Origin of the sequence: Streptomyces abyssomicinicus (assembly GCF_008974245.1) — a bacterium.
Taxonomy (GTDB): domain Bacteria; phylum Actinomycetota; class Actinomycetes; order Streptomycetales; family Streptomycetaceae; genus Streptomyces; species Streptomyces abyssomicinicus.
The window spans coordinates 22,265-33,956 of the sequence record NZ_BBZI01000006.1; the positions used below are offsets into that span (position 1 = coordinate 22,265).

General features: G+C 72.5%; 11 protein-coding genes. 5 read left to right on the forward strand and 6 right to left on the reverse strand.

The annotated features are described in order from the left end of the window. Window positions 1-98: 98 nt before the first annotated feature. The 3 genes from GBN72_RS08120 to GBN72_RS08130 all read left to right on the forward strand — a co-directional run bounded on the left by GBN72_RS08120 (window position 99) and on the right by GBN72_RS08130 (window position 2,021). Window positions 99-539 carry a hypothetical protein gene (locus tag GBN72_RS08120; RefSeq protein ID WP_246212365.1) on the forward strand — a complete coding sequence of 147 codons (441 nt, stop codon included), beginning with the start codon at window positions 99-101 and terminating at the stop codon, window positions 537-539. Next, complete coding sequence (locus GBN72_RS08125; RefSeq protein ID WP_151771047.1) at window positions 536-1,201, forward strand: nucleotidyl transferase AbiEii/AbiGii toxin family protein; 666 nt, start codon at window positions 536-538, stop codon at window positions 1,199-1,201. Before GBN72_RS08120 ends, GBN72_RS08125 begins: the two co-directional genes overlap by 4 nt. An 82-nt stretch (window positions 1,202-1,283) precedes the next feature. Then, window positions 1,284-2,021: a VOC family protein gene (locus GBN72_RS08130; RefSeq protein ID WP_151771048.1), complete on the forward strand. Its 738-nt coding sequence runs from the start codon at window positions 1,284-1,286 to the stop codon at window positions 2,019-2,021. A gap of 27 nt (window positions 2,022-2,048) precedes the next feature. On the opposite strand, the gene GBN72_RS08135 is transcribed toward GBN72_RS08130, so the two are convergent. After that, entirely contained in the window at window positions 2,049-3,311 is a 1,263-nt protein-coding gene (locus tag GBN72_RS08135; protein ID WP_151771049.1) for an RNA polymerase sigma factor, read from the reverse strand. Next, window positions 3,308-3,670, reverse strand: a complete 363-nt coding sequence (locus GBN72_RS08140; RefSeq protein ID WP_151771050.1) for a YciI family protein — start codon at window positions 3,668-3,670, stop codon at window positions 3,308-3,310. The genes GBN72_RS08135 and GBN72_RS08140 overlap by 4 nt, the downstream gene beginning before the upstream one ends. Window positions 3,671-4,336: 666 nt before the next feature. Between GBN72_RS08140 and GBN72_RS08145 the strand changes: the two genes are divergently transcribed. Next, on the forward strand, window positions 4,337-4,612 hold the full coding sequence (locus tag GBN72_RS08145; protein ID WP_151771051.1) for an MDR/zinc-dependent alcohol dehydrogenase-like family protein: 276 nt from the start codon (window positions 4,337-4,339) through the stop codon (window positions 4,610-4,612). A gap of 75 nt (window positions 4,613-4,687) precedes the next feature. Here the strand turns inward: GBN72_RS08145 and GBN72_RS08150 are convergent, their stop codons facing one another. From GBN72_RS08150 to GBN72_RS08160, 3 genes are all read right to left on the reverse strand, one after another. Further along, window positions 4,688-5,350 carry a hypothetical protein gene (locus GBN72_RS08150; protein ID WP_151771052.1) on the reverse strand — a complete coding sequence of 221 codons (663 nt, stop codon included), beginning with the start codon at window positions 5,348-5,350 and terminating at the stop codon, window positions 4,688-4,690. Window positions 5,351-5,747: 397 nt separating this feature from the next. Then, window positions 5,748-6,275: a hypothetical protein gene (locus GBN72_RS08155; protein ID WP_151771053.1), complete on the reverse strand. Its 528-nt coding sequence runs from the start codon at window positions 6,273-6,275 to the stop codon at window positions 5,748-5,750. Window positions 6,276-6,277: 2 nt separating this feature from the next. Next, entirely contained in the window at window positions 6,278-6,880 is a 603-nt protein-coding gene (locus tag GBN72_RS08160) for a helix-turn-helix domain-containing protein (protein ID WP_151771054.1), read from the reverse strand. 875 nt (window positions 6,881-7,755) lie between these two features. Here GBN72_RS08160 and GBN72_RS08165 point away from each other — a divergent pair. Further along, the gene (locus GBN72_RS08165) at window positions 7,756-8,577 is read left to right on the forward strand and encodes an AfsR/SARP family transcriptional regulator (protein WP_151771055.1); all 822 of its coding nucleotides are present in this window, start codon (window positions 7,756-7,758) and stop codon (window positions 8,575-8,577) included. 87 nt (window positions 8,578-8,664) lie between these two features. Here GBN72_RS08165 and GBN72_RS08170 read toward each other — a convergent pair whose 3' ends face one another. Beyond that, window positions 8,665-11,691: a non-ribosomal peptide synthetase gene (locus GBN72_RS08170; protein ID WP_151771056.1), complete on the reverse strand. Its 3,027-nt coding sequence runs from the start codon at window positions 11,689-11,691 to the stop codon at window positions 8,665-8,667. Window position 11,692 lies beyond the last annotated feature (1 nt).

An 11,692-nucleotide genomic window follows, 5' to 3' on the forward strand; every position in this document is an offset into this window, starting at 1 on the left:
CCCGCGTGCGTCGTCGCCGATCCGGTTCGCGGGCGCGGCGTGCCCAGGACCTCGTCCGCCGCACCCGCAGCGTCCGCCACGCCCGGCATACTGGTGACATGAGTGCGTCCCCGTCGTCCGCGTCACGCCCGCTGCCGCCCGTCACCGGCGGACCGGCCGGGCACGCCGACGATCTGCGCCTCTACCGGGAGAAGTTCCGCCGCCGTCTGCCCGCCTCCCTGGACGAGATGCACGGCCCCCGCGAAGGCGTCGTCGAGCCGCCGCTGACGGTGGTGTGGTCGGGGCTGCGGGCTTTCGACCTCGGAAACGAGCGGCAGCGGATGAGCCTGTACCGCGTGGTCCTCGCCGAGGGCATGCGCCACGACCTGTGCACCCTGCTCAACCGCGACCTGCTGCTGCAGCTGTGGCCCACGCTGCGCACCCTGGTCTCCTCGTCCGTGCGCGACGTGTGGGAGGACACCTTCGCCGAGCTGCGTGCCCTCACCCACCTGCCGCCGACCGCGCCGCCCCCGGTCCGCCGGCACCGGACGGCCGCGTGAAACTGCCCGACCTGCACGCCCGGCTCCTCGCCGACGTCCTGGCCCTCGGGTCCCCGTATCCGCTGGTGATCACCGGGGGATACGGCGTCCAGGCCCACGAGCTCCTCGCCCGCCCCAGCCAGGACGTCGACGTCGCCACCGAGAACCCGGCCCCGATGGGCGACATCGTCCACAGCCTCGCCGAGGGCCTCACCGCACGCGGCTGGCGCATCGAGGTGATCGAGATCGCCCCGCTCTCCGCCCGCCTCACCGCTACCGGCGCCGACGGGCAGGAGTGCGAGGTCGACATCCTCAAGGAGTCCTTCACGCGGCCCCCGGCCGTCTGCGCCTACGGCCCGGTCCTCTCCGAACAGGACGTCGTCGGCACCAAGGTCCGCGCGCTGGCCGAACGGGGCGCGCCACGCGACGCCCTCGACGTCTTCGCCGCGTCCCGGCGCTGGACCACCGCCGACCTCGAACACTTCGGCCGCCTCCACGCCCGTGGCCGCTTCGACCTCGAGGAACTGCAGAGCCGCCTCACCGGCGTCGCCTGGCTCGACCCCCTCGAATTCGAGCAGTACGGAGCCGGGGAGGACATCGTCGACGCCCTCCTCGCCTGGGCCCAGCGGTGGGCCGACGACATCGGCCTCCGCCTGGCGCAGGACGACCTCGGCGACGACTGACGGGTGCCCGCCCTTCGCCCCGCCCGGCGCTGTTTGGCCTGCCCATGCCACCTTGGGCGCCTCTGGGATCTAGGATCCGCGCATGGCGACACGACTTGTACAGATCAACATGAAGGCCCACGACGACTCCGCGCTCGGTCGGTTCTGGGCGGAGGTACTCGGGTGGGGTATCGACAGCGAAGAGCCCACTGTGACCAACCTCGAACCCGTGGGTTTCTCCTACCCCGACCCCGCGGCGGTCTGCATCGACATCGTGGCGCGTCCGGAACCGAAGAAGGTGAAGAACCGGGTCCACCTCGACCTGGCCACCACCTCGACCGCCCACCAGGCGGAACTGGTGGCGCGTCTGAAGGGTCTTGGTGCGACGCTCGCCGACGTGGGTCAGGGCGACGTCCCCTGGACGGTCATGGCGGACCCGGAGGGCAACGAGTTCTGCGTCCTGGAGCCCCGCCCGATCCACCAGGACACCGGGCCGATCGCCGCGGTGGTGGTCGACTGCGCCGACCCCCGGGCGATGGCGCGGTTCTGGGGTGAGGCGATGGACTGGACGGTGCACGAGGTCTCCGACCGCCACGCGAGGATGCGTTCCGCCCAAGGCGTCGGTCCGTACCTGGAGTTCGTCCGTACCCCCGACACCAAGGTCGTGTGGAACCGCGTGCACCTCGACGTCCGCCCCTACCCCGGTGACGACATCGCGGCGGAGGAGGCCCGGCTGCTCGCCCTGGGCGCCACCGACCCCGGCGTCGACCGGTCCGCGATCCACTGGACGGTGCTGGCCGACCCGGAAGGCAACGAGTTCTGCCTCCTCGCCCCCCGCTGACTCGGAGCGGCGGCTCGGGCCGCGCGTTCAGACACGGGCTTCCAGGCGGTGGGCGCAGGCGCTGAGGTGGCGGCGCTCGGGGGCGCTGGTGGTGCGGCGGGCGGCTTCGCGGTAGGAGGCCGCCGCGGCCTCGTGCTCGCCGAGGAGCTCGAGGAGGTGGGCACGAGTGGCGAGCAGCCGGTGGTGGCGGGCCGTGCGGGGGTCGGTCTCCAGCGCCGTGACCAGGTCGAGTCCCGCGGCCGGGCCGTGGACCATGGCGACGGCGACCGCGCGGTTGAGCGTGACCATCGGGTTCGGCCCGAACCGTTCCAGGATCTCGTACAGGGCGAGGATCTGGGGCCAGTCGGTGGCGTCGGTGTCCTCGGCCTCGTCGTGCACGGCCGCGATGGCCGCCTGCAGCTGGTACGGGCCGACCCTGCCGCGCGGCAGGGTCCGGCTGATCAGGTCGACTCCCTCGGCGATGGCACGGCGGTCCCATCGGCCGCGGTCCTGTTCCGCCAGCGGCACCACCTCGCCGGAAGGACCGGTGCGGGCGGGGCGGCGCGCGTCGGTGAGCAGCATCAGCGCGAGGAGGCCCGCGGTCTCGGTGTCGTCGGGCATCAGACGGTGCAGCATCCGGGTGAGCCGGATGGCCTCGTCGGACAGTTCCGGAGCGGTCAGGCCGGTGTCGTCGGTACCGCCGGTGGTGGTGTACCCCTCGTTGAAGACCAGGTAGAGCACGTGCCGCACTTCGGCGAGCCGCTCGGTGAGTTCGGCGCCCTCGGGCACGGCCAGGGGTGTGCCGGACGCCTTGACGGTCTGCTTGGCGCGGCTGACGCGCTGGGCCATGGTCGCCTCGGGCACCAGGAAGGCCGCGGCGATCTGCCGGGTCGTCAGGCCACCGACCGCGCGCAGCGTAAGGGCGATCCGGCTGGCCTGCGACAGCGCGGGATGGCAGCACAGGAACAACAGGGCCAGCGAGTCGTCCCGGTCCGCGTCGGGCACGGTGTCGGCGGCGTGGCCGAGCAGTTCGGCCTGCGGGGTGGCCAGCGCGAGGGCGTCCTCGCGACGCCGGCGGGCGCTGTCGCCGCGGATCCGGTCGACCAGCCTGCGGGAGGCGACGGTCACCAGCCAGCCCCGGGGGTTGTCCGGGACCGTGGCCCCGGGCCACTGCAGGACGGCGGCCAGGAGGGCTTCCTGGACCGCGTCCTCGCACTCGTCGAAGAGGCCGTAGCGGCGTACGAGCGCGCCGAGGACCTGCGGCGCCAGCTCGCGCAGCAGGTCCTCGACGGCAGGACGCCCGGCGGTCACACGTCCGCCGCGGACTCGTGCAGCACCGGCCACAGCTCGACCGGGTCCACGTCGGCGAACGGCATGTCCGCGGCGATCGCCTGCGCCCGCTCCAGGCTGTCGCAGTCCAGCAGGTAGAAGCTGGCGATGTACTCCTTGGTCTCGAGGTACGGGCCGTCGGTGACCGCCGGGACCCCGTCCTCACAGCGCACGAGCTGTGCGTTGGCCGCGTCCGCCAGGCCGTAGGCGCCGAGGAGCTCACCGCTCTCGCGGTACTTCCTGTTGAACGCCTCCTGCCTGGCGATCGCCTCGGGCCATGCCTCGGCCGGGAAGGAGTCCCACTTGGCCTGGTTGCCGTAGATCATCGCGACGTACTTCATGTCGGGTCCCCTCGCTCCCGCGCGCCCCGTCGGCGCGCTGTCACCCCTCAGTCGGAGCGGGAATCGGGTCCTCGACATCCGACGACAACTTTCTTCGCCGAATTTTTCTGGTGCCGTCGTCGGCCCGTCCTCGCGCTCAGGAGCGACGCGGATGATCAACCTACAACCCGGCTCCCCGGCCCCGTGCTCCTCAGCGGCCGTCGGCCGGCGCGGAGCCGGCCCCGACGGAGGGACGCGCGCCGTCAGGGCGGGTGGATCCGCCCTTCGCCGCCCACAGGGGATGGCGATGAAGAGCAGTCGCTCGGGGATCCGGAATCACAGCGGTCCGAGACGCCGGATGTCACCGCCGCGGGCGGCCAGAGCCCGGGACCCGGCATCTGAGCCAGGTCCACCTTTGTCTCCGTGCCCGGTTTGCCCCGGAGCCCAAGCCGCACGATCAATTCCGCCACCGAGAATGCTGATGCACCTTCCTACACATCATCGGCGGTATCGGGGGCCCGCAGCGGGCGCAGGCCGCCAGGCAGGTCGGGCAACGATCTGACACGGATGTTCCTCGACCCCCGACGCCGCACGGCCGGTCGTCTCCCTACTGGCCTCCGCTCCCTGAGCACCGGACAGCATCCACGTCCGGGCCGCGTTGTCGGCGGTCGCCGGGAGACTGGACGGATGGACCGTGACGACGAACGGGAGTCGCTGCGCCGCCGGGTCTACGGCGCCGACCACGAACACCCGGACCCGCGGCCGGACCGCCGCTACGCCGAGCTCGTCGGCGGCCCGCTGGACGGGCTGCTGCTCGACATCACCGGCTGGACGCGGGGCGAGGCCGCCACCGGGGTCGTCCTCCCCACCGAGCTGGGCCGGTTCGGCCCCGGCGGCAGGGCGATGTACGACCCGCGCCCCGGCAACCCGGCCCGGTGGGACTGGACCGGTGACACTCCGTGACGCCTCCGGCCGGCCCGCGACCGGTGCCGACCGCCTTCGGGGAACCTCCCTCGCGCCGCTTCGCGCCGACAGCGGCTACCGGCCCAGTTCCGGGTAGTACCCCAGCTGGTAGGACGTCAGCTGGGACACCGCCAGCTGCCCCTCGCCCCGGCAGATGGGGCAGACACGCCGCGTGGCGCACTGGGGGCACCGGCGGCGCCCGCTCGGCTCGTCGGGCACCCATCCGCGTCCACCGCAGCAGTCGCAGGCGCCGAGGCCGTCGCACTCGTAGCACAGCACGTAGCCGGGCGAGAGCGTCCCCGGCGTGCGCACCGGCTCCGGCCACCGGTGGTCCTCCGGCTCGCGCAGCGCCCGGGCGGCGGTCTGCCCCCGGTACAGCACGGTCGGGTGCTCGCCCGTGGTGACCTCGATGAGGGTGCCGTCGCGGTGTGCGGTGAGGACGCACGTGCCGTCGCTCTCCTGCCACGGCCCGCTGACGTCCCAGCCGGCCCGGCCGAGAAGGTCGGCGGACCGCGAGGCGGCGTCGGCGGCGCCGACCCCATCGCGGCGTTCCCCGCGGAAGACGGCCGAGTAGCTGTAGCGCAGGGGATCGTGCCAGTCGACGACCTTCGGCTCGTCGAGGAGGAGCAGGCCCAGGTCGGCGCCGGGCGTCAGGTCGTCGATCAGCTCGACGAGCTGCGCACGCAGGGCCCGGCCGAGCCGGTCCAACCCGGCCCGAGCACCGGGTACTTCTCCCACCGGAACCCCCTCCTCCCGCCTGGTCTCCGCATCCTAGGCGCGGGGAAACGGCGGGAGAACAGGCACCGCGGCTGCCCGTGGCCCGACGAGGGACCGGGCCGTGGGACCGGCGGAATTATCACGCCGTGATAACCGGGCGGCACCACGCGCGAAAATCGGCCGTCCTCAGGAAGGAGCCGCCGGACGGGGCTCGCACATGTCCGCGATGGCCTGGTGACCACGGGCCGGGGGAGCCGCTGACCGGCGGCATTCCGGCCACCGGGGGCCGGACGCGGGGCGGGCACGCCCGCAGCGGCCGAGGCGGTGCTGTAAAGTTTGCAGCGAAACCAAGACACATCGGAGCCCCGCCTTCTCGGCGGGGCTCCGATGGTTTCCGGGGTCCTTCGGCCGTGGACCGTCAGGACGGCTGCCGCCGGGGGCGCCGCCTGGCGGTGGTGATGCTGACGACGTCGGCCTCGGCGACGGTCCGCTCCCGGCGGGTGTCCGGAGCCGACGACGCCTTCGCCCGGCCCTTGTTGCGGCGCTGACGGGCGATGGATGCCTCGGCGACGGCGCGGTCGTAGCGGTCCTGGAAGTGGTCGACGTCGAGACGGTCCTCGGGGTCCAGGTCGCGGATGGCCTCGAGGTGCTCCTCGAAGGTGCGGCCGCCGGCCAGCATGGGGTTGAGCCGGTAGGTGCCGCGGGCCTCGCGGAACACCATGCGGGCGTGGATGAGCGACTGCAGGCCGCGCCCGGCCATGGAGCGGTGCACGCCGAGCTGGGCCGCCAGTGCCTCCTCGGTCACCAGGCACAGCCCTCCGTTCTGCTGCGTGCCCAGCAGTTCGAAGAGAACCCGGTAGGCGATGCCTGGCATGGCGGGCATGTACGCGAAGACGTTGAACGTGCCGACGGACAGCTCCTGCTGAATCGGCGCAGGCAGCGGCATGGTCAGGCCTCCTCGGGTTTCTCCGGCAGCCGTGCGCCGGGCAGCCCCAGCGCACGGAACTCGTCCGGAACGTTCGGATCCAGCGCGAGGTCGCTCAGCAGGCTGAGCTGCTCGACGGGGACGGTGACCCTGCGACCCGAGCCCCTGCCGGGCTTGGGAACGGCTCGGTAGCCGCCGCGCAGGGTGACGGCGGGCTGGAGCTGATAGTGACCCCGCCTGGGCGAGAACACCAGGCCCAGGTTCTCCAGCTTGTGGATGCTGCGCGACACCTGAGGCCGGGTGAGCTGCAGGGCGTCGGCGATTTCCCGCTGCTTGAGGCACACGGCGCCGCCCACGTCCTGGCTGCCCATCAGCCAGAGCAGGACACGCAACGAGGTGTTGTCGTCGCGGAAGTACTGAGCCATCCAGCACAGGAACTCCAGCGAGTCCTGAGCGAAGTACCCGCCGATGAAGTTGCCCGCGCTGACCGGAGGACGGACCTCGGCCGAGTGCCCGGCCGGCAGGCGGACGAGATTGTCCCTGGGTCTGGGGGCGAGGTTGTAGGGGCTTTCGGGCGCGGGTGACGAGCGGGGTGACCGGTGGTCGTCCCGCTGCGGCTGGGCCATGAGCCCTCCTTTGTCGAAACCAAGACCCGCTCACCCTAGTCAGTTGCGCAGATAGGTAGCAACGATGCGACCTATCGGCGCGTTCGCGCCGCGAAGTTACCTCATGAGGTAACTTCCGGTGGTCGCACTATTGCGCACATAAGTCGCAATGGAAGGGCCGAAGTTACCTCATGAGGCAATCTCAGGGTGCCGAAGTTGCCTCATGAGGTAACTTCTGAGCCATACGCACCTCTCTGACCTGCGGAAACGTAGGCCTCTTCCTTATTAGAAGGTGCGGGCCGTCAGTGGTTCCCGCGCCGGGGTGCGATGGTGACGCAACGTCAGGAAACAGGGGCGCGGTCCGACCCCTGCGACCTGTGGAATCAGTGGTTCCGTCCGCGGACGGGCGGCTTCCGCCCCGGCGGGGGAGTTTTTCCTCCTGAAGCGCCCGGCCATTTCTCCAGCGAGGCTCAAGCGTTCCTCCAGCAGGGTGCGCCCCACACACCCGCTGACGTCTTCTCATGCTGCCGGCGGGGCCAAACCCGGCAGTGACGCCCGGCCCGGCAGCCCGTGTCCCGGGGGCGGGGCCGGAGGAGCCCCCGGGAGGTTCCGCGCGGCGCGGAGCGCCCAACGGCGCCGCACGGCCGCGCTTCGACGACGGAGGGCCGACCGCCGGCCCGCACCTGCGCGGCTCGACGACCGGGCGCGGCACCGCCGATCGCGCCGGAGGCGTGATGTCCCCCCGGTGACCTCAGCTGATCCGGCCAGGATGAGGCCCGCGAGTGGAAGCCGCCTGGAAAGCAATTGGAGAGGGACTGGAGGCCACCGCTCGACCGACACGTTTCGGACTAGCGTGCGACGCGAGTGGTCGACGGTATGCGAAGGGGGAGGCCGGCATGAAAATTCAGGTTCTGGGCCCGCTCGAGGCCCATGTCAACGGAGCGTCGATCGTGCCGTCCGCGGCCAAGCCACGACAGATCCTGTCGTTGCTGACGTTGTACCCAGGCAGAGTGGTGCCGGTACAGAGACTCATGGAGGAGATCTGGGGCAGCCACCCTCCGCAGAGCGCCCTCACCACGCTGCAGACGTACATCCTGCAGCTGCGACGCCGTCTGAGCGCCGCCATGGGGTGTGACGCCGGCACCAGCGCCAAGGACGTCCTGGCCACCCGGCACAACGGGTACGTGCTGCAGATCCCCTCCGGCTGCGTGGACGTGCACCGCTACGAGGAGCTGACCGCCCAGGGGCTGGCGGCCTTCGAGGCCGGCGACAACGAGGGGTCCGCCCGGTGCTACCGGCAGGCCCTCGAACTGTGGGACGGCAACGCCCTGGTGGACGTCCGGCTCGGCCCGGTCCTCGAGATCGAGGTGCTGCGGCTGGAGGAGAGCCGGCTGGTGGCGGTGGAACGGCGGATCGACGCCGACCTGCGGCTGGGCCGGCACAGCGAGCTGATCGCCGAGCTGACCGAGCTGACCGCGCGCCACCCGCATCACGAGGGGCTCCACTCGCAGGCCATGGTGGCCCTGTACCGGGCGGGGCGGCAGGGTTCCGCCCTGGAGATCTACCGCAGGCTGCGGATGCGGCTGATCGAGGAACTCGGGGTGGAACCGTCCCCGCAGCTCCAGCGCCTGCACCAGGCGATGCTCACCGTGGACCCCCAGCTGGACCAGATGGCCGGACCCCGGCGCACCTCCACGTTCGACCTCTTCGCGGCCTGAGAACACCGCCGGAACAGGACCGGACCGACGACCACACGAACCGGTGGGGACGAGCCGCGCAGGCCCCGTCCCCACCGGTTCACTTCGTCAGCGCAGTCGGCCGGCCACCTCCGAGACGTGTCGCAGGGTGGGGCGGGCGATGAAGCCGGCCAGGTGGGACATGAACTCCTTCTCCCCCTCGCGGCCCACGACGTCCGACGACACGCGCGCCAGCATGGTCAGCAGGGACACCGAGTCCCCGCCCAGGGCGTGGAAGTCGGGGTCCTGGCCCAGCCGGTCGGCGGGCAGCCCCAGGACCTCGGTCCAGATCTCGGCGATGGTCTCCTCCACTTCGTCGCGGCTCCCGGCGAACCCTCCGGCGTCGCCTGAGCCCTGGGAGGGGCCGGCGGAGCCGGAAGGCCTCGGCAGGGCGGAGACGTCCACCTTGCCGTTGTGCGTCAGGGGCAGTTCGGGGATGAGCAGGATGGTCGAGGGCACCATGTAGCGCGGCAGCCGCTCCCGCAGGTGGTCCTCGAGCAGGGGAAGCAGGACCGCGGGCGTGTCGTCGCCGGCGGGGACGGCCCAGGCGCACAGGGTCCGGTCGGTCGTCCCGGGGCGGGTCAGCCCCGCGGCGAAGGCGCTCGCCACCGACGGGTGTTCCTCCAGGATCCGGGCGATCTCCGCGGGTTCCACCCGGTGGCCGTGCACCTTGACCTGCTCGTCGGTGCGCCCCGCGGACTCCAGTTCCCCGGACGGCAGCAGCCGGGCGAGATCTCCGCTGCGGTACACGCGGGTCCCGTCGGCCAGGCGCACGAAGCGTTCCGCGTCGAGATCCGGCCGGCCCCGGTAGCCGCGGGCCAACTGGTCACCGGCCAGGAACATCTCGCCCACCTCGCCCGGTTCGACGAAACGGCCCCGGGTGTCGAGCAGGTGGATGGCGGTGTTCGGGGTAGGCAGGCCGATCGGCACCGACGGCAGCTCCGCGTCCCGTTCCGGGTCGAACCGGCGTGACATGCAGCCGATCGTCGTCTCGGTCGGCCCGTACTCGTTGAAGATCCGGCACTGCGGGCCGAAGATCTCCTGCGCCCGGGCGGCCACCGCTCCGCGCAGCAGCTCGCCGCCGGCGACGACCGTGCGGAAGCCCACCGGCCGCAGCCCCAGCCTGCTGATGAGATCGAGGTGGGTGGGGGTCAGCTTGAGGGCGTTCGCGCCCGAGGAGGTGAGCATGTCCCGGAGCACCGTGTGGTCGAGGTCGTCGGGGACCAGGGCGACGGAACCGCCCACCAGCAGCGGCAGGAACAGCGCCGTGTTGGACAGGTCGAAGGCCAGCGAAGTGAACAGCGGGAACCGGGTCGTGGCGTCCACGCCGTAGAGGGGGATCGCCCAGTCGGCGAACACGGACAGCTGGGCGTGCTCGATCTCGACACCCTTGGGGCGGCCCGTCGAACCGGACGTATAGATGACGTAGGCCAGGTCGTCCGGCCGTACCCCCGCCGGGACCGGGCGGCCGCCGCGGCCGGCCAGGTCCTCCACGACCGCCGCCTCGCAGCCCACCGGGACCAGGTCCCGCTTGGCCAGGTCCGACCCCACCAGGCAGACGGAGACCCGGGCGTCCCGCAGCAGGCCCTTCAGCCGCTGGTCGGGATGGGCCGGGTCCAGCGGCAGGTAGGCCGCGCCCGCCTTGAGCACGCCCCAGACGCCGGCCATCGCCGCGACGGTGCGGCCCACGGCGAGCCCCACCACCGAACCGCGCCCGACGCCCCGGTCCTGCAGTTCGGCGGCGACCGCGTCGGCCCGGCGGTTGAGCTCCGCGTAGTCCACCGGCCCCTCCGGGCCGGTCAGCGCCACCGCGTCGGGCGTACGCGCCACCTGGGCCTCGAACTGCTCCACCACCGTGCCGGTCCGCGACAGCGGACGGGGGGCGGCGTTGCCCGCCCAGCGCCGGCGGTGGGCGGGGGAGAGCTCCTCCTCGATGGCGTCGAGGAGGGCCTCGGCCCGCTGCGCCGTGCCCGGTTCGTCGTGCCAGCCGATGGTGATCTCGGTGCGGCCGCCGAACTCCATCAGGTCGATCTCGGGAGGGCCGACGGGGCCCGAGTTCGGCAGGACGAAGACCTCGGTGGCCCGGAAGGCATCGGTGCTCAGGGCCGCCTCGTCGACGCGGCCCATGTGGGAGACGATCGCCAGGGCCGCGTACTTGTTCCGTGCGGCGGAGTACCCGTCCAGCTCCGCGATCTGACGGCGCAGCACGTCCAACGGCACCTGGGTCATCACGGTGTCGGCGCGCGCCGCCAGGTCGTGGTTGCCGGCCAGCAGCGTCAGCATCCGCTCGTGCGCCTCCTCCCAGCCGGAGTCGGCGTCCACCTCCAGCAGCGGGTTGTGGGTGAGGTTGCCCGTCGAGCGCAGTTCGGGGGCGTGCCGGCGCAGGTCCACCGGCACCATGAAGCGTCCGGTGTCCAGGCCACGGGCCCGGGTGACGGCCAGGGCCACCTTGGCGACGGCGCCCGGGTGCGAGCCGTCGACGGTGCGGCGGCGCCAGAAGAACCCCCGGCCGCCGCCCGCACGCCGGGCGCCCAGCGCGGACGGCCACTCGAGGTCGGCCTCGACGCCCGGCGAGCTCGTCACACCCCGGGCGTCCAGCCGGTCCAGAAGCTCGGCCTCGCTCACCGCGTCGGGGGCACCCTGCAGGGGCTCGCCGCGCAGGGCGCGGAAGACCTCCTCGGCCCAGAACATCAGGCCCTTGCCGTCCAGGGCGCCGTGGAAGGCACGGAACACCACCCGGGTCCTGCCGTCCCCGGAGGACAGCAGCACCTCGCAGGTGGGGCCCGGGTCGCCCATCAGCGGACGGTGCAGTTCGGGCGGATCGGCGGCCAGGTCGAGGCCGCCCGGGGGCAGCTCACGGACCTCGGGGGCCGTCCCGCTGTCCTTCCAGGTCATCCCGTCCCGGGTGAGCCGGGTGCCCGGGCAGGACCGGGCGGCCTGCTCGACGGCGTCGGCGAGCTGGGGCCCGGTGATCACCCCGGTTCCTTCGACGAGCAGGTGCATGACTCCGGGCACCGAGTCCGGGTAGACCAGGAACCATGCCTCCATCGGGGAGACCGGCCGGGTGTAGGGGAGGGGGACTGCCCCGATGGCCATG

What these genes read in the sequence shown, in the direction of transcription:
- GBN72_RS08160 (WP_151771054.1), bottom strand. Translation starts at nt 6,880, where the DNA reads ATGGCCCAGCCGCAGCGGGACGACCACCGGTCACCCCGCTCGTCACCC.
- GBN72_RS08155 (WP_151771053.1), bottom strand. Translation starts at nt 6,275, where the DNA reads ATGCCGCTGCCTGCGCCGATTCAGCAGGAGCTGTCCGTCGGCACGTTC.
- GBN72_RS08120 (WP_246212365.1), top strand. Translation starts at nt 99, where the DNA reads ATGAGTGCGTCCCCGTCGTCCGCGTCACGCCCGCTGCCGCCCGTCACC.
- GBN72_RS08145 (WP_151771051.1), top strand. Translation starts at nt 4,337, where the DNA reads ATGGACCGTGACGACGAACGGGAGTCGCTGCGCCGCCGGGTCTACGGC.
- GBN72_RS08165 (WP_151771055.1), top strand. Translation starts at nt 7,756, where the DNA reads ATGAAAATTCAGGTTCTGGGCCCGCTCGAGGCCCATGTCAACGGAGCG.
- GBN72_RS08170 (WP_151771056.1), bottom strand. Translation starts at nt 11,691, where the DNA reads ATGGCCATCGGGGCAGTCCCCCTCCCCTACACCCGGCCGGTCTCCCCG.
- GBN72_RS08130 (WP_151771048.1), top strand. Translation starts at nt 1,284, where the DNA reads ATGGCGACACGACTTGTACAGATCAACATGAAGGCCCACGACGACTCC.
- GBN72_RS08140 (WP_151771050.1), bottom strand. Translation starts at nt 3,670, where the DNA reads ATGAAGTACGTCGCGATGATCTACGGCAACCAGGCCAAGTGGGACTCC.